At 73.9% G+C, this 22,861-nt stretch carries 26 protein-coding genes and 1 pseudogene; 13 read left to right on the plus strand and 14 right to left on the minus strand.

The window, feature by feature from the left end; all coding sequences use genetic code 11:
- Positions 1-202 precede the first annotated feature (202 nt).
- On the plus strand, positions 203-1,162 hold the full coding sequence (locus tag ACIF8S_RS29030) for a DMT family transporter (RefSeq protein WP_400003015.1): 960 nt from the start codon (positions 203-205) through the stop codon (positions 1,160-1,162).
- Between the two features lie 552 nt (positions 1,163-1,714).
- On the opposite strand, the gene ACIF8S_RS29035 is transcribed toward ACIF8S_RS29030, so the two are convergent.
- Positions 1,715-2,350 (minus strand): FMN-binding negative transcriptional regulator, encoded by a 636-nt coding sequence (locus ACIF8S_RS29035; protein WP_400003017.1) that lies wholly within the window; start codon positions 2,348-2,350, stop codon positions 1,715-1,717.
- Positions 2,350-3,033 carry a pyridoxamine 5'-phosphate oxidase family protein gene (locus ACIF8S_RS29040; protein ID WP_400003019.1) on the minus strand — a complete coding sequence of 228 codons (684 nt, stop codon included), beginning with the start codon at positions 3,031-3,033 and terminating at the stop codon, positions 2,350-2,352. The genes ACIF8S_RS29035 and ACIF8S_RS29040 overlap by 1 nt, the downstream gene beginning before the upstream one ends.
- Positions 3,034-3,068: 35 nt before the next feature.
- Between ACIF8S_RS29040 and ACIF8S_RS29045 the strand changes: the two genes are divergently transcribed.
- On the plus strand, positions 3,069-4,406 hold the full coding sequence (locus ACIF8S_RS29045) for an aminotransferase class I/II-fold pyridoxal phosphate-dependent enzyme (protein WP_400003020.1): 1,338 nt from the start codon (positions 3,069-3,071) through the stop codon (positions 4,404-4,406).
- 99 nt (positions 4,407-4,505) lie between these two features.
- Here the strand turns inward: ACIF8S_RS29045 and ACIF8S_RS29050 are convergent, their stop codons facing one another.
- A complete protein-coding gene (locus tag ACIF8S_RS29050; protein ID WP_400003022.1) occupies positions 4,506-5,465 on the minus strand; it encodes a DMT family transporter in 960 nt (319 codons plus the stop codon).
- Between the two features lie 75 nt (positions 5,466-5,540).
- Between ACIF8S_RS29050 and ACIF8S_RS29055 the strand changes: the two genes are divergently transcribed.
- Positions 5,541-6,491, plus strand: a complete 951-nt coding sequence (locus ACIF8S_RS29055) for a LysR family transcriptional regulator (protein WP_400003024.1) — start codon at positions 5,541-5,543, stop codon at positions 6,489-6,491.
- Here the strand turns inward: ACIF8S_RS29055 and ACIF8S_RS29060 are convergent.
- The gene (locus tag ACIF8S_RS29060; protein ID WP_400003025.1) at positions 6,466-6,936 is read right to left on the minus strand and encodes a pyridoxamine 5'-phosphate oxidase family protein; all 471 of its coding nucleotides are present in this window, start codon (positions 6,934-6,936) and stop codon (positions 6,466-6,468) included. The genes ACIF8S_RS29055 and ACIF8S_RS29060 overlap by 26 nt on opposite strands.
- Before the next feature lie 69 nt (positions 6,937-7,005).
- The gene (locus ACIF8S_RS29065) at positions 7,006-7,497 is read right to left on the minus strand and encodes a Rieske (2Fe-2S) protein (RefSeq protein ID WP_400003027.1); all 492 of its coding nucleotides are present in this window, start codon (positions 7,495-7,497) and stop codon (positions 7,006-7,008) included.
- Positions 7,498-7,695: 198 nt separating this feature from the next.
- Between ACIF8S_RS29065 and ACIF8S_RS29070 the strand changes: the two genes are divergently transcribed.
- Together ACIF8S_RS29070 and ACIF8S_RS29075 are read left to right on the plus strand one after the other, a co-directional pair.
- Entirely contained in the window at positions 7,696-8,460 is a 765-nt protein-coding gene (locus tag ACIF8S_RS29070) for a HipA family kinase (RefSeq protein ID WP_400003029.1), read from the plus strand.
- Entirely contained in the window at positions 8,457-8,840 is a 384-nt protein-coding gene (locus ACIF8S_RS29075; RefSeq protein WP_400003031.1) for a DUF3037 domain-containing protein, read from the plus strand. Before ACIF8S_RS29070 ends, ACIF8S_RS29075 begins: the two co-directional genes overlap by 4 nt.
- 269 nt (positions 8,841-9,109) lie before the next feature.
- On the opposite strand, the gene ACIF8S_RS29080 is transcribed toward ACIF8S_RS29075, so the two are convergent.
- Positions 9,110-9,697 (minus strand): excalibur calcium-binding protein, encoded by a 588-nt coding sequence (locus tag ACIF8S_RS29080; protein WP_400003032.1) that lies wholly within the window; start codon positions 9,695-9,697, stop codon positions 9,110-9,112.
- A gap of 300 nt (positions 9,698-9,997) precedes the next feature.
- Between ACIF8S_RS29080 and fabG the strand changes: the two genes are divergently transcribed.
- The 5 genes from fabG to ACIF8S_RS29105 all read left to right on the plus strand — a co-directional run bounded on the left by fabG (position 9,998) and on the right by ACIF8S_RS29105 (position 14,777).
- Positions 9,998-10,759: a 3-oxoacyl-ACP reductase FabG gene (gene fabG, locus ACIF8S_RS29085; protein ID WP_349799827.1), complete on the plus strand. Its 762-nt coding sequence runs from the start codon at positions 9,998-10,000 to the stop codon at positions 10,757-10,759.
- 11 nt (positions 10,760-10,770) lie between these two features.
- Positions 10,771-11,529, plus strand: coding sequence for an SDR family oxidoreductase (locus ACIF8S_RS29090; protein ID WP_400003034.1), 759 nt, complete (start codon positions 10,771-10,773; stop codon positions 11,527-11,529).
- A gap of 231 nt (positions 11,530-11,760) precedes the next feature.
- Positions 11,761-13,347, plus strand: a complete 1,587-nt coding sequence (locus tag ACIF8S_RS29095) for an ABC transporter substrate-binding protein (RefSeq protein WP_400003036.1) — start codon at positions 11,761-11,763, stop codon at positions 13,345-13,347.
- Between the two features lie 92 nt (positions 13,348-13,439).
- Positions 13,440-14,123, plus strand: a complete 684-nt coding sequence (gene ung / locus ACIF8S_RS29100; RefSeq protein WP_349799820.1) for a uracil-DNA glycosylase — start codon at positions 13,440-13,442, stop codon at positions 14,121-14,123.
- Positions 14,124-14,264: 141 nt separating this feature from the next.
- Entirely contained in the window at positions 14,265-14,777 is a 513-nt protein-coding gene (locus ACIF8S_RS29105; protein ID WP_400003037.1) for a hypothetical protein, read from the plus strand.
- 13 nt (positions 14,778-14,790) lie between these two features.
- Here ACIF8S_RS29105 and ACIF8S_RS29110 read toward each other — a convergent pair whose 3' ends face one another.
- The 4 genes from ACIF8S_RS29110 to ACIF8S_RS29125 all read right to left on the minus strand — a co-directional run bounded on the left by ACIF8S_RS29110 (position 14,791) and on the right by ACIF8S_RS29125 (position 17,079).
- Entirely contained in the window at positions 14,791-15,288 is a 498-nt protein-coding gene (locus ACIF8S_RS29110; protein WP_400003039.1) for a hypothetical protein, read from the minus strand.
- Between the two features lie 112 nt (positions 15,289-15,400).
- Entirely contained in the window at positions 15,401-15,913 is a 513-nt protein-coding gene (locus ACIF8S_RS29115) for a DinB family protein (protein ID WP_400003041.1), read from the minus strand.
- Positions 15,914-16,034: 121 nt separating this feature from the next.
- Positions 16,035-16,403: a VOC family protein gene (locus tag ACIF8S_RS29120; protein WP_400003043.1), complete on the minus strand. Its 369-nt coding sequence runs from the start codon at positions 16,401-16,403 to the stop codon at positions 16,035-16,037.
- Between the two features lie 64 nt (positions 16,404-16,467).
- Entirely contained in the window at positions 16,468-17,079 is a 612-nt protein-coding gene (locus ACIF8S_RS29125; protein ID WP_400003044.1) for a TetR/AcrR family transcriptional regulator, read from the minus strand.
- An 88-nt stretch (positions 17,080-17,167) separates the two neighbouring features.
- Here ACIF8S_RS29125 and ACIF8S_RS29130 point away from each other — a divergent pair, with 88 nt between their 5' ends.
- Both ACIF8S_RS29130 and ACIF8S_RS29135 read left to right on the plus strand, forming a co-directional pair.
- A complete protein-coding gene (locus ACIF8S_RS29130) occupies positions 17,168-18,442 on the plus strand; it encodes an FAD-dependent monooxygenase (protein WP_400003046.1) in 1,275 nt (424 codons plus the stop codon).
- Positions 18,439-19,344 (plus strand): Gfo/Idh/MocA family protein, encoded by a 906-nt coding sequence (locus ACIF8S_RS29135; protein WP_400003048.1) that lies wholly within the window; start codon positions 18,439-18,441, stop codon positions 19,342-19,344. Before ACIF8S_RS29130 ends, ACIF8S_RS29135 begins: the two co-directional genes overlap by 4 nt.
- Here the strand turns inward: ACIF8S_RS29135 and lnt are convergent.
- Positions 19,268-20,833: an apolipoprotein N-acyltransferase gene (lnt, locus tag ACIF8S_RS29140; protein WP_400003049.1), complete on the minus strand. Its 1,566-nt coding sequence runs from the start codon at positions 20,831-20,833 to the stop codon at positions 19,268-19,270. The two genes, ACIF8S_RS29135 and lnt, sit on opposite strands and share 77 nt — an antisense overlap.
- 77 nt (positions 20,834-20,910) lie before the next feature.
- The gene (locus ACIF8S_RS29145) at positions 20,911-21,387 is read right to left on the minus strand and encodes a nuclear transport factor 2 family protein (protein ID WP_400003051.1); all 477 of its coding nucleotides are present in this window, start codon (positions 21,385-21,387) and stop codon (positions 20,911-20,913) included.
- A 141-nt stretch (positions 21,388-21,528) separates the two neighbouring features.
- Between ACIF8S_RS29145 and ACIF8S_RS29150 the strand changes: the two genes are divergently transcribed.
- Positions 21,529-22,269, plus strand: a complete 741-nt coding sequence (locus ACIF8S_RS29150; RefSeq protein WP_400003053.1) for an SDR family NAD(P)-dependent oxidoreductase — start codon at positions 21,529-21,531, stop codon at positions 22,267-22,269.
- A 124-nt stretch (positions 22,270-22,393) separates the two neighbouring features.
- On the opposite strand, the gene ACIF8S_RS29155 is transcribed toward ACIF8S_RS29150, so the two are convergent.
- Both ACIF8S_RS29155 and ACIF8S_RS29160 read right to left on the minus strand, forming a co-directional pair.
- Positions 22,394-22,573 (minus strand): hypothetical protein, encoded by a 180-nt coding sequence (locus tag ACIF8S_RS29155; protein WP_033276915.1) that lies wholly within the window; start codon positions 22,571-22,573, stop codon positions 22,394-22,396.
- 153 nt (positions 22,574-22,726) lie between these two features.
- Positions 22,727-22,861 (minus strand): annotated as a pseudogene (locus tag ACIF8S_RS29160) (undecaprenyl-diphosphatase); the annotation flags it as partial.

The raw sequence follows: 22,861 nt of genomic DNA on the forward strand, positions 1-22,861 counted from the left end.
GCATGTGTTCTTCCGCCGCCGGCCGCCTGAGGCGGGCCCTCCGGTACATCCGCCCGGCAGCGTGCCGGGCGTAGCGGTGCTGCCCGCAGACGAAGTCCGCGGATCCCGTCCCCCCGGCCCCGGCCGGCGCTGACCCCGGATCCCTTCCGAACTTCCGTGCCCACGCCGACGCGTGGCGCGCGCCTCTGCGGAGAGAGAACACGTGTCGAACAACGTCTCCGGCCTGCCCGTCGGGCGGGGCCTCGTCTATCTGGTCGTCGCCGGTGCCGCCTGGGGCACCGCGGGCGCCGCCGCCTCGCTGGTCTACCGGACCAGCGACATGGGGCCGGTCGCCCTGTCCTTCTGGCGCTGTGCCGCCGGGCTGGTCGTGCTGTACGCCGCCCGGCTGGTGTCCGGGCGCGCCTCGCGCGGCGCCGTCCGCGCGCCCCTCGGCCGCCGGGTGCTGCGGGCCGTGGCCACCGGCGTCGGGCTCGCGGTCTTCCAGACCGCCTACTTCGCCGCCGTCTCGGCCACGGGACTCGCCGTGGCCACCGTCGTCACCCTGGGCGCCGGACCCGTGCTGATCGCCCTCGGCGCCCGGCTCACCATGGGCGAGCGGCTGGGAGGCGGTGGACTGGCGGCCGTCGTCGGCGCGCTCGTCGGGCTGGTGGTGCTCGTCCTCGGTGGCGGGGAGACCACCGTGGATCCGGTGGGCGTCCTGCTCGCCCTGCTGTCGGCCGCCGGATACTCGGCGATGACCCTGCTCACCCGCTGGTGGGGGCGGGACGGCGGCGCCGACTCGTCCGGCGCCACCGTCGGCGCGTTCGCCGTCACCAGCCTGGTCCTGCTGCCGTTCGCGGCGGTCGAGGGGCTGGTCCCGCACACCGACGCCCCCGGCACCCTGCTGCTCCTGCTGGCGTACGTCGCCTCCGTGCCGACCGCGCTCGCCTACGGCCTCTACTTCGCGGGCGCCGCCGTCGTACGGTCGGCGACCGTGTCCGTGATCATGCTGCTCGAACCGGTCAGCGCGGCGGTGCTGGCCGTCGCCCTGCTCGGTGAGCGGCTGACGGCGGCCACACTCGCCGGCACCCTGCTGATGCTCGGCTCGGTGGCGGGCCTCGCGGTGGGCGAGGCCCGCGGCGCACGGGCCCGCAAGACACGGACGGACACGGTCCCGGCCTGACGCCCGCGCGGTGAGCGGGGGAGGTGGTCCGGGGGACTGCGTCCCCCGCGTGCCGTCGTGCCTGGGGAAGAAAGAGGGCCTCCACCCGCCGGACGCACGTCCGCCTGCCGCGGCACCGCGCGGTCGGGGGCGGGCGGTCCCTCTGACTGGACGGGCCCGCGCGAGGTGGGTCCGGTGTGGCCCGGAAGGGCCCAACCGCAGGACGTGGTCGGGGGACGCCGCGTGCGCGTGCGGTCGGTGGCCGAGGGGTCCACGCGCCGAGCGTGTGCCGTGCGGAGCGGACCTCATCTGACGAACGTGCCCGGGTGAGGCGGCCGGCGGTCGGTCGGTCCGCTCGCCGTGCGTCCTGCGCGGGCCGGGTGCGGGGCAGGAGGCGGAGGGGCCCGTTGCCGGACGTGGGCCGACGGCGTCCTGCGGTCCGGGCATGCCGTCAGGTCCGGTCGGGCGGGCGGGCGCCGCTCGCCGGGCGTCGGCAAGCGCGGTGCCGCCTCGCGTGCGTGCGGTGAGGGGCCGGGCGTCTCGCCGGACGCGGGCGCACGCGGCGCACGCCCCCTAAGGGGCCGGAGTGCCCGTCCGCCGGAGGTGGGTGCGGGCCGCCGTGTCCCGGGGGTGGGCGCGGGTTGCCAGGCCCTCGGATATGCGGTCGCGGACCGCCTGCGACCGTTTGCCCGCGTACTTGAACTTCGCCCGCACCTCGGTCACCTCCAGCCGCAGCCCGCGGATCCCGGACAGCAGCCTGCCGTACGGCGCCTCGCCCACCGCGGCCCGCGCGGAGCCGCCCTCGGGCTGGAAGTGGCCGACCTGGCGGTTGAGCAGCTCTGCCTTCTCCGCCGGGTCGTCCACGAGGTGGGCACGGCAGTGGAGTTGGACGGCGGCGTACAGGCTGGTCGGCACGCCGTGCTCGGGCGGGTCGTCCGGCTCGGCCTGCCAGGGGCCGGGGACGAACGCGTAGTCGTCGACCACGCTCAGCAGGACGTCCGGGGACGCCTCGACGGCGGACCAGAGCGGGTTGGGCCGGGCCAGGTGGGTGACGGCCTCGCCGCGCTCGGCGTCGTAGGCGAAGTGCAGGGGCTGGACGTGCGGCGGTTCGCCCGGCGCGCCGTTGACCGCGAGCTGGCCGAAGTCGTGGACGGCGAGCCACCGCTGCCATGTGTCGTCGCGGGGCGCGTCCCAGGGGTGGATCAGCATCACAGGGCCGTCAGGTAACCGGGGACCTCGGTGCCGGGGGCCAGGCCCGGGTCGGGCTCGGGGGTGCCGTAGGTGGTACGGACCGGGAGGACGCCCGCCCAGTGCGGCAGGGACAGGTCCTCGGGTTCGTCGTTCACACCGCCGGTGCGGAGCTTGGCGGAAACCTCGTCCAGGTCGAGCCGGATCACCGCGGTGGCCGCCAGTTCCTTCTTGTCGGCCGGTCGGGAGTCGGCGGCCCGCCCAGGGACGACGTGGTCGACCAGGGCGTCCAGCGCCCGCCGCTTCTCGTCCGGGTCCGTCACGTCGTACGCCGTGCCGTGCACCACCACGGAGCGGTAGTTGATCGAGTGGTGGAAGGCCGAGCGGGCCAGCACCAGCCCGTCGACCTGGGTGACCGTGAGGCACACCGGCAGCCCCTCGGCGGACGCGCCGGCCGCGCGCAGCGGGCGGGAGCCGGTGGAGCCGTGGACGTAGAGGACCTCGCCGACGCGGCCGTAGAGCGTGGGCAGGACCACGGGCGCGCCGTCCCGGACGAAGCCGAGGTGGCCGACGTAGCCCGCGTCGAGTATCGCGTGCACCAGTTCCCTGTCGTACGACGCGCGCTGGGGGGAGCGGGTGGGGACGGTGCGCCCGGTGGGCGTGTAGGCGGCGGGTCGCTGGTGCGGTGGCTGGGGCGCCTGCATGGCCATCTCCATTGCACTAGTGCATAATGAGCTTTGTGCTAGGAGAGTATCGGATCAGTGGGCGGCGCGCAGCGGACATTTCCGCGAGCATCGAGCGGGCGGTGGGGGAGGGCGCGCTGGAACCGGGCGAATTGCTGCCCCCGATGCGGGAGTTGGCCGAACGGCTGGGCGTGAACCCGAACACGGTCGCCGCCGCGTACCGGACCCTGCGCGAACGCGGGGTCATCGAGACGTCCGGCCGGCGGGGGAGCAGGGTGCGGCCCAAGCCGGCCACCACGGCGCGCGACCTGATCCGGGTGGAGGTCCCGCCGGGCGTGCGGAACCTCTCCGACGGCAACCCGGACCCGGCGCTGCTGCCCGCACTCGCCGGCGCCTTCGCGGCGGCCGCGGCTCAGGGCGACCGCGAACCGGTGCTGTACGGGCACGCCCCCGTGGAGTCGGAACTCGCCCGCCTGGCACGGGCCGGACTGGACGCCGACGGGGTGCCCGAGGGGCCGGTCGCCGTCACCTCGGGCGCGCTGGACGCCGTCGAGCGGGTGCTCACCGCGCACCTGCGGCCCGGGGACGCGGTCGTGGTGGAGGACCCCGGCTGGGGCAGCCTGCTGGACCTCGTCCCGGCGCTCGGCCTGCGCACCGTGCCGGTAACCGTCGACGACGAGGGCCCGCTGCCCGACGGCGTACGCACGGCACTGGCGGGCGGGGCGCGGGCGCTGATCGTCACGGACCGCGCGCAGAACCCGACCGGCGCCGCGCTGAGCGCCGCACGGGCGCGTGCCCTGCGGGAGGTGCTCGCCGGACACCCCGAGACCCTGCTGATCGAGGACGACCACGGGCATCACATCGTCGACCTGCCGTTGCACCCCCTCGCCGGGGCGACCCACCGGTGGGCCTTCTCCCGCTCGGTGGCCAAGGCCTACGGGCCCGACCTGCGTCTCGCCGTCCTCACCGGTGACGCGGTCACCCTCGACCGGGTGCGCGGCCGGCAGCGGCTGGGGCCGGGCTGGGTCAGCCTGACCCTGCAGCGGGCGGTGGCGCGGGTGTGGGCCGACGGCGCGGTCGACCCGGCGGCCGTGGCGGCATGCTACGGGCGGCGCCGGGACGCGCTGGCCGGGGCACTGCGGCGGCGTGGGATCACGGCACACGGGCGCAGCGGCATGAACCTGTGGGTGCCGGTCCCCGACGAGACCGGCGTCGTCGCCCGGCTGCTGCACGCCGGGTGGGCGGTGGCGCCCGGCGCGCGGTTCCGGATGAGCGCGCCCCCCGGCGTCCGCGTCACCGTCTCGACGCTCGACGAGGAGGAGATCGAGCCCCTCGCCGAGGCGATCGCCGCGGCGCTGGGCCCCGGCGACGGAGTCCGGCGCACGTACGCCTGAGACAGGACGCGCGCCTCGGCGCGGTCGGACGCCCCGCGGACCGGCGGGCTACGCGGACGGGCGGGCCACACGGACCGGCGGACTACACGGACCGGCGCGCTACGCGGGCCGCTTCGGCTTCACCTGGGTGAGCGCCGCGCCCGCCAGTACGACCGCCGCCCCGACCGGTGTCGACCAGGTGAGGGCTTCGCCGAGCAGCGCGATGCCGGCCGCGGCGGCGATCACCGGGACGAAGTAGGTGACCATCTGGCCGGTCGTCGGGCCCACTTCGGCGACGATGCCGTACTGCACGAGCACCGCGAGGCCCGTGCCCAGTGTGCCCAGCGCGGCGATCGCCAGCAGCGGCCCGACCGCCAGGCCGGACGGCACGGAGGTGAACAACGGCGTCACGACCGCCAGTTGCACGGTCGCCAGCAGCAACTGGCCGCCGGTCAGCGACAGGTGGGAGTGGCTGCTGCCCGCCAGGGTGCGCCGGACGTAGATCCAGCCGACGGGGTAGCTCAGCGAGGCCAGCAGAGCCAGGGCCGTACCGCGCGCGTCCAGGCCCTGGAAGCCCTGCCAGGCGCCGAGGACGGTCAGCACCCCGAGGAAGCCCAGCCCCAGTCCCGCCACCCGTACCCGGGTCGGCCGGTCCTCGCGCAGCGCCACCAGGGACAGCGCCATGCCCCACAGCGGGGAGGTGGCGTTGCAGATGCCGGCCAGGGTGGACGGGATGGTCAGCTCCGCGAAGGCGAACAGCGAGAACGGCAGGGCGTTCAGCAGGAACCCGGCCACCGCCAGGTGCCCCCAGGTGCGGACACCGCGCGGCAGCCGCTCCCGCCGTACCGCCATGGCGACCGCCAGGACGGCGGTGCCGAACGCCAGCCGTCCCAGCGTGACCTGGAAGGGGGCGTAGCCCTGGGTGCCGACCTTGATGAGGAGGAAGCTGAAGCCCCAGATCAGGGACAGGGCGGCGAAGCGCAGCCGCCAGTCCAGTCGCGGGCGGGTGCGCGCGGGCGCGGGACCGGCCGCTTCGGGCGGGCCGGGGGACGTGGTGGTGGTCGCGGTGACGCTGCTCATGCCGGTAACGATGCGGCAGACTCATCTCGTAGCACAATCGAGAATTCGCACGCCATATCTCGTAGCATCGCTTACATGTTGAACCTGGAGCGCCTGCGCACCCTCGACGCCCTCGCCCGGCACGGCTCGGTCAGCGGGGCGGCGGAGGGGCTGCACATCACGACCTCGGCCGTCTCGCAGCAGATGTCCAAGCTGGAGCGCGAGGTGGGCCAGCGGCTCCTCGCCAGGCACGGCCGGGGCGTCCGGCTCACGGACGCGGGACGGCTGCTCGCCGAGCACGCCGCGCGCATCCTGTCCCAGGTGGAGCTGGCCCAGGCCGACCTGGAGGCGCAGCGCGGCCAGGTGGCGGGCGAGCTGCGGATCTCCGCCTTTCCGACCGCCGCGCGCGGACTGTTCCCGGTGGCGCTCGCCGACCTGCGCGAACGCCACCCCGCGCTGCGGGTCCGCTCACGCGAGTCGGAGCCCGAGAACGGCATCCGGGGAGTGGTCCGCGGGGATCTCGACCTGGCCGTGGTGCTCGACTGGTACAACAAGCCGATGCCGCTGCCCGACGGACTGGTCAAGGCACTGCTCCTCGACGACCCCGCCGATGTCGCGCTGCCGGCCGCCCACCCGCTCGCCGGCCGCGAGGAGGTGGACCTCGCCGAGCTGGCCGAGGACGAGTGGATCACCTGGGGCGAGGGCGAGTTCTGCCACGAGTGGCTGATGTTCACCCTGCGCTCCAAGGGCGTCGAACCGATCGTCGCCCACCGTGCCGCCGAGAGCCACACCCAGCTCAACCTGGTCGCGGCCGGACTCGGCGTGTGCATCGCCCCGGTGCTGGGCCGCGACCCGCTGCCCGCCGGGGTGGTGACCGTCCCGCTCCGCCAGCGCGTCCGACGGCACGTGTTCGTCGTCTGGCGCGCGGACGCCGACCGCCGCCCGTCCATCCGCGCGGCGGTGCGGGCGCTACGGGCGGCGGGTGAGCGCTTCGGGGGCGCCCCCGAGGACGGCGCTCCGGTCAGGACAGCTGCGACAGTTTCCTGAAGTCCCAGGACACGATCTTCTCCGGGGTCAGCCGCAGCCAGGCGTGCCGCCCGTCGTGCGGCATCTCGTCCAGACCGAAGTTCTTGCGGGCGAACAGCGTCTCCGGCACGTCCAGTTCCGCGCGCAGCTCGCCGGTGCGCGGGACCTCGCCCACGAACTCCACCCGCCCGGACAGCTCCGCGCCGCGCAGCTCGTCGTACTCCTCGCCCGTGTCGACCACGATCGCCACCCGCGGGTCCCGCCGCAGATCCGCGAACCGCCTGCTGCGCACCACGGAGTACAGCCACATCGAGACGCCGTCCCACACGAACCACAGGGTGCTCACGTGCGGCATGCCGTCGGCGGACACCGTGGCGACCCGGCAGGTGCGCTGCTCGGTGAGGAAGTCGTCCAGCTCCCCGGGCGTCATCATGATCTTGCGGCCCCGGCGCTGCGTGGCGGACATACGGCCCCTTCTGCTGTCGTGCTGCTCACGTTCCGTGCACAGGTCCCCATCGTGCACGGGTCCGGCCGATCAGGCGAGGGTGATCGAGTCACCGCTCACGGAGATCCGCACCGCCGGGAGCGGCTTGGTCGCGGGACCACTGCTCACACTGCCGTCGGTGATGGAGAAGTTGCTGTTGTGGCACGGGCAGTTGATGAGCCCGTCGGAGACGCTCCTCACCGCGCACCCCTGGTGGGTGCAGGTCGAGGAGAACGCCTTGAACTCGCCGGCCGACGGCTGGGTGACGACCACCCGCTGATCGGCGAACACCTTGCCGCCGCCCTCGAAGATGTCGGCGGTCGAGGCGAGCGGGGCGCCGCCGGCGGGGTCGTCGGAACTCCCTCCCGTACTGCCGCCGTCCGCGGTGTCGTCCGCCGCGCCGCCGGACTCGGCGGGGGCGGCCGACGCGTCGTCGTCGGAACCTCCGCACGCGGTCAGTGCCACCGCGAGGCCGGCCGCCCCCGCGGCCGCCACCACCGTGCGGCGGGCAGGTCCCGATGCGGGCTGGAACGATACGGTCATGCCGGGGTCCCTCCAGGGATGAAGCGTGATCTGGGAACAGGTACGGTCGGCGGGCCCACGCCGTTCATGCAGTGCCGAGAGCTTCGCCTGTGTGCGGTCGGACGGGCGTAAGCCACGGCTGTCGTTTCCCTGTCGCTCACCCGCGCCGCGTGCCCGGGCCGCCTCCGGCGTGCGGTGACACGCCAGTAGCCTGGGGCGATGCTCAAGGAAGTCATCGCGACCCGATTCATCGCGCCGCTGCGCGAGGGCGGCTCGCTCCCCGGACTGATCGAGGCGGACGATCTCGGCACCTACGCGCTGAAGTTCACCGGCGCCGGGCAGGGCCGCAAGACGCTGGTGGCCGAGGTCGTCTGCGGGGAGCTGGCCCGCCGGCTGGGGCTGCGGGTGCCGCGCCTGGTCACCGTGGAGCTCGACCCCGTGCTCGGGCTCGGCGAACCCGACCAGGAGGTGCAGCAGTTGCTGAAGTCCAGCGGTGGCACCAACCTCGGGACGGACTTTCTCTCCGGCGCCCTCGGCTTCGACCCGCTCGCCTTCGAGGTGAGTCCCGAGGAGGCCGGCCGCATCGTCTGGTTCGACGCCCTGGTGAACAACGTCGACCGCTCCTGGCGCAACCCCAACATGCTGCGGTGGCGCGAGGAACTGTGGCTCATCGACCACGGCGCGACCATGATCTGGCACCACAACTGGCCCGGCGCCGAGGCCTCCGCCGCCCGCCCCTACGACGCCTCCGACCACGCCCTGAGGGGTGCCGCACCGGACGTCGCCTCGGCGGCGGCGGATCTCGCCCCGCAGGTCACCGAGGACCTGCTGACGGAGGTGACCGCGCAGATCCCCGACGTGTGGCTGGCCGGGGAACCGGGCTTCGACAGCCCCGACGACCTCCGGCGCGCCTACGCCCGGCCGCTTCTCGCCCGTGCGGCCGCGATCCACACCCGCATCGAGGGCCTCCAGGGGGACCGGTGAGCGACCTGCACGTCTACGAGTACGCGCTGCTGCGGGTCGTCCCGCGGATCGAGCGCGGCGAACGCGTCAACGCCGGGGTGCTGGTGTACTGCCGGCCGCTGTCCTACGTCGGGGCGCGCACCCACCTCGACGAGGCGCGGCTGCGGGCCCTCGACCCGGCCGTCGACCTGCCCGGTGTCCACGCCGCGCTGCGGGCCGTCGAGGGTGTCTGCGCGGGCGGGGACGCGGCCGGACAGGCGGCACGGGACGACGCCGGACGGCGCTTCCGCTGGCTGATCGCGCCGCGCTCGACCATCGTGCAGCCCGGCCCGGTGCACACCGGACTCACGGCCGACCCGGCGGTGGAGACGGAGCGTCTGCTCGACCTCCTGGTGCGCTGACACCGGGTGCCGGACGCGGTGCCAGGACCGCCGCGGTCGGGGACCGAAGGGCGGGAGCCGGGCCAGTCGGGGTGCCGTGCGTGCGGCACGGCGTCCGTGTCGGGTGCCGTGAGGCGAGGGTGGTGCTGGGTTCGGGTGCCGCGAGGGGGGCGGTGACCGGCCCACCGTGTCGTGGTCACGAGCGGCGACCGGGGCCGGAGGCGGCGTCCGGCCCGGGTGCCGCGGCTGGAAGCGACGGCCGGGCAGGTCACCGTGGCTGTCGCCGTGCCTCAGAAGCGGCGGCGCCTGATCACGTAGCCGGCAGCCAGCAGGGCGCCCGTCACGAACGTGGCCCCGACGCCGACGTCCCAGCCGCTCGGACCGGCGTCCGAGGAGCCGCCGAGGCCGCCCTGCACACCGCGCGTCGGGGCGGAGGACACGGGCGTGGCCGGCGCGGCGGACGTCCTGGTGGTGGTGGGCGCCGGCGTCGGTGTCGCGGTGGGCGTACGGGTGGGCGTCGCCGGTGCGGAGGAGGGGCTCGCGGAACGGGTCGGCGACCCCGTCGCGGTCGCGGTCCGGGCCGGGGCGGCGCTCGTCGGTGCCGCCGGGCGCGTGGTCGGGGGCGGCGAGGGCGCGGGCCGGAAGGTGGACGAGGTGAGGCCGCGCCGGGGCAGTGCCTCGCAGGCGATCCCGTCGTCCGGGCCGGGATCCTCGTCGAGCCGGTGCGGATCGCTGCGGTCCATCTCGAAGAAGGTCTGCGCGTCCTCCTGGTAGGTGAAGTCGCTGCAGTCCAGGTCCTGGGCGTGGGCGATGTCGGCCAACGGCACGATCGCGGCGCACGCGATCAACGTGCCTATGACACCGGTGCGACGGCGCATCGAACGCCTCCTTTCCGGCCACGGATGGCTCGCGCTTCGACGCTAGGGTCCGCCCGCCGCCGGGGCGCGCAGCGCTGGGCCGATCGGGTGCTCGGCACCGGCGCCGGACAGCGGACGGGGCCGGACCGGAGGACCGTGGACGGGGAGTCCGGCGGCGGGGAATGGATCACACCCGCGCGGTGTGCCGTTGACACCGGGTGCCAGGGCTTCTAGCGTCACGTCTGCTGAAGGTACTAAGCGGTCGCTCATTGCACTGGGCCGGCCGCCGGAGCCGCATCCCAAGGGCGAGGAGAAGCAGCAATGTCCACCACTGAGCAGCGGGTCGCGATCGTCACCGGTGCCGCGCGCGGTATCGGCGCCGCCACCGCCGTACGACTGGCCGCCGAGGGGCGCGCGGTCGCCGTGCTCGACCTCGACGAGGCCGCCTGCAAGGACACCGTCGAGAAGATCACCGCCGCCGGTGGCAAGGCGATCGCGGTCGGCTGCGACGTCTCCGACGAGGCGCAGGTCGAGGCGGCCGTCGCGCGCGTCACCGAGGAGCTGGGCGCGCCGACCGTCCTGGTCAACAACGCGGGTGTGCTGCGCGACAACCTGCTGTTCAAGATGAGCGTCTCCGACTGGGACACCGTCATGAACGTGCACCTGCGCGGCGCCTTCCTGATGTCGAAGGCCTGCCAGAAGCACATGGTCGACGCCGGCTTCGGCCGCATCGTCAACCTGTCGTCCTCCTCCGCGCTCGGCAACCGCGGCCAGGTCAACTACTCCGCCGCCAAGGCCGGCCTGCAGGGCTTCACCAAGACCCTCGCCAAGGAGCTCGGCAAGTTCGGCGTCACCGCCAACGCCGTCGCCCCCGGCTTCATCGCCACCGAGATGACGAAGGCCACCGCCGACCGCGTCGGCATGGGCTTCGAGGACTTCAAGGCGGCCGCCGCCACCCAGATCCCCGTCGCCCGTGTCGGCGAGCCCGAGGACATCGCCAACGCCATCGCCTTCTTCACCGCGGACGCGGCCGGCTTCGTCTCCGGCCAGGTGCTGTACGTGGCCGGCGGACCGCTCGACTAAAGGACCCGGACATGACGACAGTGGAACCCACAGGCAAGGTCGCCCTGATCACGGGCGCCAGCCGCGGCATCGGCTACGGCGTCGCCGAGGCGCTGGTCGCCCGCGGCGACCGGGTCTGCATCACCGGACGCAACGAGGACGCCCTCAAGGAGGCCGTCGAGCAGCTCGGCGCCGACCGGGCCGTCTACGTGGCCGGCAAGGCGCACGACGAGGCCCACCAGGCACTCGCCGTCGAGCGCGTGATGGAGGTCTACGGCCGGGTCGACTACCTGGTCAACAACGCGGGGACCAACCCCGTGTTCGGGCCGATCGCCGACCTCGACCTGAACGTGGCGCGCAAGGTCTTCGAGACCAACGTGATCTCCGCGCTGGGCTTCGCGCAGAAGACCTGGCACGCCTGGCAGAAGGACAACGGCGGGGCGATCGTCAACATCGCCTCCGTCGCGGGCATCGCGCCCTCGCCGTTCATCGCCGCGTACGGCGTCAGCAAGGCCGCGCTGATCAACCTGACCCAGCAGCTGGCGCACGAGTTCGCGCCCAGGGTGCGGGTCAACGCCATCGCCCCGGCGGTGGTGAAGACCAAGTTCGCGCAGGCCCTGTACGAGGGCCGGGAGGCGGAGGCCGCCGCGTCCTACCCGCTCGGCCGGCTCGGCGTGCCGTCCGACATCGGCGGCGCGGCCGCGTTCCTCACCTCGGACCAGTCGGACTGGGTCACCGGCCAGACCCTGGTCGTCGACGGCGGCATCTTCCTGAACGCCGGCGTCGGCTGACCCTTCCGCCCGCGCCCGCGCACCACGCGTACGCACGGGCCCCGACCGCCACTCCCGACACGGGCGCCGTTGACGAAAACGGCGCCCGTGTCGGCGATTTGGGGCCGAAACGCACCTGACAACGTAGTCATCCCCGAGTTGATCTCAAGGCCCGTTCTGGGGAGGGTCAGCGGGCGTGTCACTGCGGTATGGTTCGCCGACCCTTGGTATGGCAGATCGAGGAGCGTGCGCGTGTTCAACCGGAACCGATGCCTGCGGCGGGTGGCGGCCATCGCGTCCATATCGTCCCTGGTGGCCGGATGCGGCGTCCTGTCGTCCGACAGCCCGGAGGACGAGGGACCCATCGTCGTGGGAACCACCAGCTCGCCCAGCACGCTGGATCCTGCCGCGTCCTGGGACAGCTCCTGGGAGCTGTTCCGCAACATCTACCAGACGCTGCTGAGTTACCCCGTGGGCGCGACCACACCGCAGCCGGACGCGGCGGAGAGCTGCGAGTTCTCCGACACCTCCAACCAGGTGTTCCGCTGCGAACTGCGGGAGGGCCTGACCTTCTCCGACGGCGACAAGCTCGACGCCCGGGCGGTCAAGCACTCGATCGACCGGATCCGCGAGATCAACGTCAACGGCGGGCCGGCCGGTCTGCTCGGCAGCCTCGAACGGGTCCAGGCGCCGAGCGAGCGCGAGGTCGTCTTCTACCTCAACAAGCCGGACGCCACCTTCCCGTTCGTGCTCGCGACCCCCGCGATGTCGATCGTCGACCCCGACTCCTACCCGGCGGACGCCCTGCGCGAGGACAAGAGCGTCCTCGGGTCGGGTCCGTACACCCTGCAGTCGTACGACGAGGGCAAGGAGGCCCGGCTGGTCGGCAACGACCGCTACAAGGGCTACGCCGAGCGGAAGAACAGCGCGGTCACCATCCGCTACTTCCAGGAGTCGGGCGCGATGGTCGAGGCGCTGCGCGACGAGCGGATCGACCTGACGTACCGCGGCCTGGCCGCCGGTGACATCGTCGAACTCCAGGGCAGGACCTCCAAGGAGGAGGAGATCCAGCTCATCGACGGCACCGGGACCGACATCAACTACCTGGTGTTCAACCCGGAAGACCCGTGGGCCGGGAAGAAGGCGGTGCGCCAGGCCATCGCGCAGCTCGTCGACCGCGCGGCGATCGCGCACAAGGTCTACAAGGACACCGTCGACCCGCTGTACTCGATGGTCCCCAAGGGGCTGACCGGCCACACCACCGGCTTCTTCGACGACTTCGGCGAGCCCAGCGTGAAGAAGGCCCGCGCGATCCTCACCGACGCGGGCATCACCGAGCCGGTGCCGCTCACCCTCTGGTACACCTCGGACCGCTACGGCTCCGAGACCGCCCTGGAGTTCAAGGAGCTGGAGCGGCAGCTGGAGTCGTCGAAGCTGTTCGACGTCACGCTGAAGAGCCGCCCCTGGAAGACCTACGTCGAGGGCTACCAGAAGGGCGAGTACCCGGTGTTCGGCCGCGGCTGGTTCCCCGACTTCCCGGACGCGGACAACTTCATCGCCCCGTTCGTCGGCGAGCAGAACGCGCTCGGCACGCCGTACGAGGCCAAGAAGATCGTCAACGACCTGCTGCCCAGCTCCCGCAGGGAGAGCGACCGCGGCAACGTGGTGAAGCAGTTCGAGGAGGCCCAGCAGCTCCTCGTCGACGACGCGCGCCTGCTCCCGCTGTGGCAGGGCCGGCAGTACGTGGCGGCGAGCCGGGACATCTCGGGCGCCGAACGTGCCCTCGACCCCTCCACGATCATGATGATGTGGCAGCTCTCCCGGAAGACCAGCTGGTAGGGCGCCCGGAACGGCCGACCGCGGGGCCGGTTGTCAGTGGCCGCCTGTAGGTTCTGATGCCTGGAAGCGACCACGCGTGTGAGGAAGTTGACGTGACCGACATCGCCATGCTGCCCGAGTCCTGGCGCGGGGTTCTGGGTGACGAACTGCAGCAGCCCTACTTCAAGGAGCTGACCGAGTTCGTCGAGGAGGAGCGGGCGCGCGGTCCCGTCTACCCGCCCCGCGAGGAGGTCTTCGCGGCCCTGGACGCCACGCCGTACGACCAGGTGAAGGTCCTGGTGCTCGGCCAGGACCCGTACCACGGCGAGGGCCAGGGCCACGGGCTGTGCTTCTCGGTCCGGCCCGGCGTGAAGGTCCCGCCGTCCCTGCGCAACATCTACAAGGAACTCCACGCCGACCTCGGGACACCCGTCCCGGACAACGGCTACCTGATGCCGTGGGCCCGGCAGGGCGTGCTGCTGCTCAACGCGGTGCTCACGGTCCGCGCGGGTGAGGCCAACTCGCACAAGGGCAGGGGCTGGGAGCTGTTCACCGACGCGGTGATCCGCGCGGTGGCGAACCGCCCCGACCCGGCGGTCTTCGTGCTGTGGGGCAACTACGCGCAGAAGAAGCTGCCGCTGATCGACGAGAGCCGGCACGTGGTGGTGAAGGGCGCGCATCCCTCGCCGCTGTCCGCGAAGAAGTTCTTCGGTTCCCGGCCGTTCTCGCAGATCGACGAGGCGGTGGCCGCGCAGGGGCACCAGCCGATCGACTGGACCGTCCCGAACCTGGGCTGACCGGCCCACCGTGCCGTCCGGCCGGGTGCGGAGGGGCCCGTGCGCCCTCGCACCCGGCACGTCCCGGAGCGGCCTGTCCGGTATCTCCCCTTCCTGCGGCTAGCGTCGGGGGCGACGGCGGGCGACGGTGCGGAGGACGTGGTGGCGGAGCGACAGGAGCAGGCGGCGCCGGACGCCGTGCCGACCCGGATCGGCCAGGTGGTGATGCTGCACCACGCGGGCGACCGCGAGGAGGCCCGGCACCGTTTCCTCGGCCTCTGGGCGGAGATCGGTGAGCACGGCGACCCGCTGCACCGCTGCACACTCGCCCATTACCTCGCGGACACCCAGGACGACCCCGAGGACGAACTGGCCTGGGACCTGCGGGCGCTGACGGCGGCCGAGGAGGCCGGCCGGTCCCCGGACCGGCCGGGCGCCCTCGCGGTGCGCGCCCTCTATCCGTCGCTGCAACTGAGCCTGGCCGACGACTACGCCCGCCTCGGCCGCCCCGAGGCGGCCCGCACCCACCTGGACCGGGCCCGGGGCGCCGCCCGCACCCTCGCCGACGACCGCTACGGCGACGGCGTACGGGCCGCCATCCGCCGGCTGGAGTCATGGCTCGGTGACGACGGGACGCCGCCCGGGGGACCGGGACCGCCCCGCCGGCGCCCATGAGATGCTCAGCGGCTCAGTGTCCGTAGGTGTCCTGGCAGATCCGCGCCTGCGGGCTGTCCGCCGGCCAGCCGCCGTACTCCCTGCCCAGCGCGCACACGTCGGAGTTCCCGGACTCCAGTGACCCGCCGACGTCCGGCAGCCGGGCCGGCGGACGCCGGGTGGGCGTGCGCCGGTCCGGCTCGGACCGCTGGGGGCTCCGGGTCTGCCGGGACCGCTCCTGCCCGTTGCGCGCGTCGGACGAGGTGTCCGGCCGCGGAGGCCGGGCCGCGGAGGTGGTGCCGGCCGACGGCGAGGCCCCGGGCGACGCGGGCGGATCGACCATCTCCAGCGCCTCCCGCGCGGGCGCCTGCACGACCGGCGACTCCTCGCGTCCCGCCGTGTCGTGCCCGGCCCCGGGTGGTGGTGCCGACGCCGGGCCCGGTGCGAGGGGACGCTGGACCGTCACACAGCCCGAGAGGGCGGCGACCGCCACGGTCACCAGAAGCGTTGCTGTGGTCGTCGTTCGCTGCACCCCCGCCACTTTGTCGGCTCCGCCCTCCGCATGGTGGACGGACAGGCGCCGCATACCCCGCACGGGTGATCTCCGCCCCCCTTCGGGGGTGTCGTCCGTGTGAGGGGTGACGTCACTCGCCGGTGACGCCGTCGATCCGCTGCCGGAGCAGATCCGCGTGGCCGTTGTGACGGGCGTACTCCTCGATCATGTGGGTGTATATCCAGCGCAGGGAGCACGGCTCGGGGTGCGAGTGGTGCCGGCCCCGCGAGAGGTCCTCCAGGGCGGCCCCGGCCGTGTTGCGCCGGGCGGCCGCGATCTCCGCCTGCCAGGTCTCGTAGGCGTCCTTCCAGGTGTCCGCCTCGCCGGGGTGGAACTCGCCGTCCGGGTCCGCCTCGCCGTAGTACAGGGGGCCCGCGTCCTCACCGGCGAACACCCGGCGGAACCACGAGCGCTCCACCTCGGCCATGTGGCGCACCAGCCCCATCAGCGACAGGTCCGACGGAGGCACGGAGGCGGTCCGCAGCTGTTCGTCCGTCAGCCCCTCGCACTTCCGGGCGAGGGTCGCGCGGTGGTAGTCGAGCCAGCCCTCGAGCATGCTCCGCTCGTCGGCGTTCTGTGCGGGTTCGGTGCGCTCGGTAGTCATCCCGGCATCCTTTCCCGCCGGCGTCGCGTCACACCACGGGATTCACGGTGCCGCCGGGCCGCGAGGGGCAGCCGCTGTACGTCCAGGGCGGCGCCGCCTCGCCGGAACGCGGAGCCCGTGGTCAGGCACCGGCGCCGGTGCGGACGAAGAGGCAGAACGGGTGGCCCACCGGGTCGTACAGGACCCGTACGTCGTCCTGGGGCTGGAAGTCCGCCACGGTCGCCCCGAGGGCGACGGCCCGCTCGACCGCCGGCGGCAGCTCGTCCACCTCGATGTCCAGGTGCGTCATCATCTGCTGCCCGGACCGGGTGGCAGGCCATTGCGGACGGGTGAACAGCGGCTCCGTCTGGAACGACAGGCCCGCACCGCCGTCGGACGGGGCGATCTCGACCCAGTCGGGCTCGTCCTTCCGTACCGGCCACCCGAGCAGGTCCGTGTAGAACCTCGCCAGCTCCTGGGCGTTCGGCGCGTCGAGCGTGGTCGCGGACAACGTGAAACGCGGTGAGGACTCCATGGAGTGCTGCTGCCCGGTTCCGCCGCCGCGAGACCGGCCGTCACTCTCCCGCCCCGTTCACCGAGGCACCCAGCATCCCGTGGAGGAGCTCTCGCAGGTCCGTGCGGAGGTCCGCCGCCGACGGGACCCGGGCGTGGTAGGAGCCGGCCACGCAGGAGAACATCAGGCCGTCCGCCCAGGCGGTCAGGGAGAGCGCGTGGCGGTCCGGTTCCGTGGAACCCAGGCCGGTGACGAGCGCGGTGAGCTGCTCGCGGAAGCGGGCGCCGGCCGCGTCGAAGTACGTCCGCAGCTCCGGGCGGCGGGTGGCCTCCAGGGCGAGTTCGTAGCGGGCCAGGGTCAGGTCGCGGTTCCGGGTCAGCGCACGGTGGGTGGCCAGCGCGAGCGCGTCCAGCAGGGCGTCGGTGCCCTCCCGGGGGCCGGGCATCTCGTGGAGCGCCAGCACCCGCGCCTCCCGGTCGGCGAGCCTGCGCACCGCCAGTTCCAGCAGTGCCTGCCGGGTGCGCGCCACGTTCGAGGTGGACCCCTGGGGGAGCCCGGCCGCCTCGTCGACCGCGCGGTGGGTCAGCCCCCGCATGCCCCGCTCGGCGAGCAGGGCGAGGGCGGTGTCGGCGACGAGGTCGGCGCGGGCGGCTGCGGCGGTGCGTACGGACATGGACGTCAAACTACCCGTCGCACTACGCCTGTAGTACGTTGGAGCCGAGGCATACTACAGATGTAGTCATCGGCCTCGAGGAGGAGCCATGGCAACGGCCGAACGGGCGATCGTGATCGGCGGGGGAATCGGCGGCCTGACCGCGGCGGCCGCCCTGCGGCTGCGCGGGCTGCGGGTGACCGTGCTGGAGCGGGCCGCGACGCTCCGCCCGGTGGGCGCGGCGATCTCGCTGGCCCCCAACGCGCTGCGCGGACTGGACGTCATCGGGCTGGGCGACGACATCCGCGCCCTGGCCGCCTGGCAGGGCGACGGCGGACTGCGCGCACCGGGCGGCCGGTGGCTGTCCCGCACGGGGGCCGCCGCCGCGGCCGAACGCTTCGGCGGCCCTCTCGTCCTGCTCCACCGGGCCACGCTCGTCGACCACCTGGCCGGGCGGCTCCCGGCCGGCACGGTCCGCACCGGCACCCCCGCCAGCCTCCTCGACCCCGGAGTCCCGGGCGACCCCGCCCGGCCCGCCCGTGTGGGCACACCCGACGGCGAACTGGAGGCCGACCTGGTGGTGGCCGCCGACGGCATCCACTCCGCCGTGCGCCGCGTCCTCTTCCCGGGGCATCCCGGCGCCGTGTACAGCGGGTTCACCACCTGGCGGACGGTGATCCCGTTGCCCGGCGTCACCTTCTCCTCGCACGAGACCTGGGGCCGGGGCCGCATCTGGGGCACCCACCCGCTCAAGGACGGCCGGGTCTACGCCTACGCCGCCGCCGTCCGGCCCGCGGGGGAGCGGGCCCCGGACGACGAGCGGGCCGCACTGCTGCGGCTCTACGGCGACTGGCACACCCCCGTCCCCGAACTGCTGGCCGCCGTCCGGCCCGAGGACGTCCTGCGGCACGACGTCCACCACATCGGCCGGCCGCTGCCCGCCTTCCACCGGGGCCGGGTGGCGCTGCTCGGCGACGCCGCGCACGCCATGCCGCCCACCCTCGGCCAGGGCGGCAACCAGGCGATCGAGGACGCGATCACCCTCGCCTTCCCCCGCCCGCACACGGGGTCGGCGCCCCCCGTCGCCGACGACCTCCCCGGCTACACCGCCGCCCGCCTCCCGCGCACCACCGCGATCACCCGCCGGGCGGTGCGGGTGGCCCGCCTCAACCTCACGACCAACCGCGTCGCGGCGGCCGTACGCGACCACGCGGTCGCCGCGCTGTCCAAGGCCGGACCGGCGCTGCTCCTGCGCGGCTTCGACGGCGTGGCCGACTGGCGCCCGCCGGGAGGCCCCTCCGGCGCGGGCGAGGACGGCGACGGGGCACCCCGTATGCTCGCAGCGGACCACGGCAGGCACGGACCAGAGGAGAACACACCGTGAAGGTCGGCTGCATCGGGCTCGGTGACATCGCGCAGAAGGCCTACCTTCCGGTGCTCGCCGTCCAGCCCGGGGTGGAACTGCACCTGCAGACCCGCACCCCGGCCACCTTGGAGCGGGTCGCCGACGCCCTCCACCTGCCGGCCGCGAACCGTCACGCCGACCTAGGCTCGCTGATCGGCGCCGGCCTCGACGCGGCGTTCGTGCACGCCCCGACCGACGTCCACCCGGAGATCGTGACCCGGCTCCTGGAGGCCGGTGTGCCGACGTACGTCGACAAGCCGCTCGCCTACGCATTCGCCGACTCCGAGCGGCTCGTGGCGCTCGCCGAGGAGCGCGGCACCAGCCTCGCCGTCGGCTTCAACCGGCGCTTCGCCCCGGGCTACGCGCAGTGCGCCGACCACCCCCGCGAGCTGATCCTCATGCAGAAGAACCGGGTCGGGCTGCCCGAGGAGCCGCGCCGGATGGTCCTCGACGACTTCATCCACGTCGTGGACACCCTGCGCTTCCTGGTGCCGGGCCAGGTCGACGACGTCACCGTCCGCGCCCGCACCGAGGACGGGCTGCTGCACCACGTGGTGCTCCAGCTGTCCGGCGACGGCTTCACCGCCCTCGGGGTGATGAACCGGCTCAGCGGCTCCGCCGAGGAGATCCTCGAGGTGTCCGGCCAGGACACCAAGCGCCAGGTGGTCAACCTCGCCGAGGTGATCGACCACAAGGGCCAGCCGACCGTGCGGCGGCGCGGCGACTGGGTGCCGGTGTCCCGGCAGCGCGGCATCGAGCAGGCGGCGCTCGCCTTCCTGGACGCGGTGCGCGCGGGCAAGGTGCTCAGCGCCCGTGACGCACTGGCGACCCATGACCTGTGCGAACGGGTGGTACAAGCGGTCCACGAGCGCCTCGCCTGAACCGCGCCAGACCCACGGCGGCGTAGACCGCGAGGACGAGCAGCGCCCCCTGCGGCGGCCAGTCGCCGAAGCGGACGTACGGCGTGGTGCCGTGCGTCAGCGGCACCTCGTAGACCCGCGCGGCGGAGGCGTCCGTGCCGAGCCACGGGCCGATCCGCCCACCGTCCGGGCCGTACACGGCGGAGACGCCGGTCAGGGTCGCGTGCACCATCGGGCGGCCGGTCTCGGCGGCACGCAGCGCGGCCAGCGAGGCGTGCTGCTCCGGCGCCCAGCTCCGCTGGAACGTCGACGTGGAGGACTGCGCGAGCAGCACGTCGGCGCCGTCCTGCGCGAGATGCCGGCTCATGTCGGGGAACGCGGACTCGAAGCACACCATCGGGCCGATGCGCGGGCCGCCCGCCGCGTCCATGACGACCTGTTCGGTGCCCTGCCGCCGGTCCTCACCGGCCGCCTTGCCGACGGACGTCGCCCAGCCCAGCAGGGAACGGGCCGGGATGTACTCGCCGAACGGCACCAGCCGCATCTTGTCGTACCGGTCGCCGGTCGGGCCGTCCGCGCCGACGAGGACCGAGCTCTTGTAGATGCCGGGCTTGTCCGACCGCCTGGCGTCCACGTTGACCAGGATCTCCGCGCCCGTCTCCCGGGACAGCGCGGCCAGCCGCCGGGCGAGGTCGGGGCGGTCGCCCAGGTCGAAGCCGACGCTGCTCTCGCCCCAGACGACGAGATCGACGTCCTGGCCCGAGAGTTCGCGGGTCAGCCGTTCCTCGCGGTCGAAGCGGCGGTCGGCGCTGTCGCGTCCGGCGACGACGCCCGGCTGGACCAGCGCGATCCGCGTCCGGTCGCCGGGGTCCGGGCGGGGCGACCACACCCACGCGGCCGACGTGGCGGCGGCCACGGCGGCCAGCCCCGCCACGGCCGGCACCCGCGCCCGGCGCACCGCGACCAGCACGGCCACGGCGACGTTCAGGGCCACGATCAGGAAGCCGGTCAGCCACACGCCGCCGACCGACGCCAGCCGCAGCGCCGCCTCCACCTGCCACTGGCTCGCGCCGAGTACGCCCCACGGCCCGCCGAGACCCTGCCAGGAGCGGACCAGTTCGACGACGAGCCAGCCCGACGGCACGACCAGCAGCGCCGTCGCCACCCGGCCCCCGGACGGCTCCCCGCCCAGCGTCCGGCGCACCAGCCACCCCCAGGGCGCCCACAGCGCGCCCAGCAGCGCGGCGATGACGAACGTGAACACGTGCAGGCTGGGCAGCAGCCAGTGGTGCATGGCCAGCATGAACCCGAACCCGCCCCACCAGCCGTCGAAGGCGGCCCGCCGCCCGGTCGGCGCCGTACGGATCAGCAGCAGCCAGGGCACCAGGGCGACGTAGGCGATCCACCACAGGCTCGGGGCGGGGAAGGCCAGGACGGGCAGCGCGCCCGCGAGGACGGCGGCGAGCGAGCGGGGCCATAGGGAGGCGAGGGGGTGGCCGATGTGGTTCATGGGCGCCTCCCTACCCCGTCGTGCCTCCAGTGTGCGTCCGGGACACGACCGGATAAGGCGCACGCCGGTTCAGTCGATCACATCATCCGCCCGGAGCCGGGCAGGCGGCGCCACTTCTCGCGTAGGACCACCCGGGTCAGCCGCCAGCCGTCGTCCGTCCGCAGCATCGAGAAGTCGCACCGGCCGCCGCTCAACAGGTCCAGGCCGACGGCCGCGCCCGCCTCCCCGGCGCGGCAGGCGGGGAGTACGTAGTCGGCCCGCACCTCGGCCGTGTCACCGGTGTCCCGTTCCCAAGTTCCCAGCCGTATGCGGCGGTTGACGAAAAGATGCTGCCGCACGGGGAACTCCGTGAACCGCTCGGCCAGCCAGCCGGCCACCGCGCGGGCGTCCCCCTCGATGCCGCCGGCGGCACGGTGGTCCGCCCGCCCGTCCGCGGTGAACAGCCGCCGGTACGTCTCCCAGTCGCCGTCGTCGACGGCCACCGCGTAGTCGGTGACGAGCTCGTCCACGGCCAGCCGGTCCCGTACGGTCGCGAGCTCCACACGCTGCGTCATCGGCTCAGTGTTGACCAAGCCGGGAGCGCAGCCAAGGGGCGTGCGCGGACATTCCCCGGCCGGTGGGCCCCCGCACGACGACCGGCGCGCGCGTCTGCGAGCCTGGGAATCTTGTCTCGCGTTCTGCGCCAGGAGGTACTCATGAAGCGTCTGGTCACGGTGGTCACCGGGGGAAGCCGGGGCATCGGTGCGGCGACCTGCCGGAGGCTGGCGGAGGAGGGGCACGACGTGGTGGTGAACTACGTCCGGGACGCCGACGCGGCCGAGAAGGTGGCCGGGGACGTGCGGGCCGCGGGGGCGCGGGCGGTGACGGCGAGGGCGGACACGTCGGTCGAGGCCGACGTGGAGCGGCTGTTCGAGGTGGCGGAGCGTGAACTCGGCCCGCTGACGGGGCTGGTGAACAACGCGGCGGTGACCGGGCCGCTGGGCCGCTTCACGGAGGTCGGCACGGACACGCTGCGGCGGGTCGTCGACGTCAACGTGATCGGTACGCTGCTGTGCACGCGGCGGGCCGCCCAGTTGATGACGCCGCGCGGCGAGGGCGTGATCGTGAACATCTCGTCGGGCGCCGCCACCCTCGGCAGTCCCGGCGAGTACGTGCACTACGCGGCGACCAAGGCCGCCGTCGACGCCTTCACCCTCGGGCTGTCCAAGGAGCTCGGGCCGGACGGGATCCGGGTCAACGCGGTCGCGCCGGGTCTGATCGACACGGAGATGCATGCGGCGATGGGGGCTCCCGACCGGGTGCGGGACATGGCCGGGAGCATTCCGCTGCGGCGGGCGGGACAGGCGGAGGAGATCGCGGCTGCGGTCGCCTGGCTGATGTCGCCGGACGCCTCGTACACCACGGGAACGGTCCTGCGGGTCGCGGGCGGACGCTGAGAGCGGGCGCGACGGCGCTGATTCCGTCAGGGGGCGGGGGCGGCGGCGACGGTTCCGTCAGGGGCGAGGGTGGGATCTGCGGCCCGGCGCGGCCGGGCGAGCCGGGCGCGCGGCCCGTGGGCGGTCAGGCCGCCTCGACGACCCGGCCGCGGATCGCGGCCGCCCACTCGACCACCAGCATCTCGTACTCCTCGCGCTCCTGGGCGGACAGCGAGCCGCCCGCCCGCAGCCACAGGGCGCGGATCTGCTCGTTCACCTCGGCGGCGGACCGCGCGGAACCAGGGGGTGTTAAATCGGGGGACATGCGGACAAGCCTAGGGCCAGGGACTGACCCTGCGCTACCGGACGGCTACGGGACCCGTATGGGTTCGGTCACGTGCCGCGGACACGTCCCGGGCGGATGATCCGCGCACCGGCCGCCCGCGAGCGCCCGGCCGCCGCCGCGTCGCCGGCGTGGTCAGCCCGCCGACTCCGCCGCGTGCGGGCTGAGCGCGCCGGCGGCCACCAGGGCGAGGATGACGACCCCGAGCACGATCCGGTACCAGACGAACGGCATGAAGCTCTTGGTCGAGATGAACTTCATGAACCAGTG

It is taken from the genome of Streptomyces sp. NPDC085937 (assembly GCF_044540535.1).
Taxonomy (GTDB): domain Bacteria; phylum Actinomycetota; class Actinomycetes; order Streptomycetales; family Streptomycetaceae; genus Streptomyces.

Bases quoted from the DNA above. Each gene is read 5' to 3' on its own strand.
- ACIF8S_RS29115 (WP_400003041.1), bottom strand. From the start codon at position 15,913: ATGACTACCGAGCGCACCGAACCCGCACAGAACGCCGACGAGCGGAGC.
- ACIF8S_RS29130 (WP_400003046.1), top strand. From the start codon at position 17,168: ATGGCAACGGCCGAACGGGCGATCGTGATCGGCGGGGGAATCGGCGGC.
- ACIF8S_RS29065 (WP_400003027.1), bottom strand. From the start codon at position 7,497: ATGACCGTATCGTTCCAGCCCGCATCGGGACCTGCCCGCCGCACGGTG.
- ACIF8S_RS29150 (WP_400003053.1), top strand. From the start codon at position 21,529: ATGAAGCGTCTGGTCACGGTGGTCACCGGGGGAAGCCGGGGCATCGGT.
- ACIF8S_RS29035 (WP_400003017.1), bottom strand. From the start codon at position 2,350: ATGCTGATCCACCCCTGGGACGCGCCCCGCGACGACACATGGCAGCGG.
- ACIF8S_RS29070 (WP_400003029.1), top strand. From the start codon at position 7,696: ATGCTCAAGGAAGTCATCGCGACCCGATTCATCGCGCCGCTGCGCGAG.
- fabG (WP_349799827.1), top strand. From the start codon at position 9,998: ATGTCCACCACTGAGCAGCGGGTCGCGATCGTCACCGGTGCCGCGCGC.
- ACIF8S_RS29055 (WP_400003024.1), top strand. From the start codon at position 5,541: ATGTTGAACCTGGAGCGCCTGCGCACCCTCGACGCCCTCGCCCGGCAC.
- ACIF8S_RS29060 (WP_400003025.1), bottom strand. From the start codon at position 6,936: ATGTCCGCCACGCAGCGCCGGGGCCGCAAGATCATGATGACGCCCGGG.
- ACIF8S_RS29080 (WP_400003032.1), bottom strand. From the start codon at position 9,697: ATGCGCCGTCGCACCGGTGTCATAGGCACGTTGATCGCGTGCGCCGCG.
- ACIF8S_RS29040 (WP_400003019.1), bottom strand. From the start codon at position 3,033: ATGCAGGCGCCCCAGCCACCGCACCAGCGACCCGCCGCCTACACGCCC.
- ACIF8S_RS29155 (WP_033276915.1), bottom strand. From the start codon at position 22,573: ATGTCCCCCGATTTAACACCCCCTGGTTCCGCGCGGTCCGCCGCCGAG.
- ACIF8S_RS29090 (WP_400003034.1), top strand. From the start codon at position 10,771: ATGACGACAGTGGAACCCACAGGCAAGGTCGCCCTGATCACGGGCGCC.
- ACIF8S_RS29145 (WP_400003051.1), bottom strand. From the start codon at position 21,387: ATGACGCAGCGTGTGGAGCTCGCGACCGTACGGGACCGGCTGGCCGTG.
- ACIF8S_RS29050 (WP_400003022.1), bottom strand. From the start codon at position 5,465: ATGAGCAGCGTCACCGCGACCACCACCACGTCCCCCGGCCCGCCCGAA.
- lnt (WP_400003049.1), bottom strand. From the start codon at position 20,833: ATGAACCACATCGGCCACCCCCTCGCCTCCCTATGGCCCCGCTCGCTC.
- ACIF8S_RS29125 (WP_400003044.1), bottom strand. From the start codon at position 17,079: ATGTCCGTACGCACCGCCGCAGCCGCCCGCGCCGACCTCGTCGCCGAC.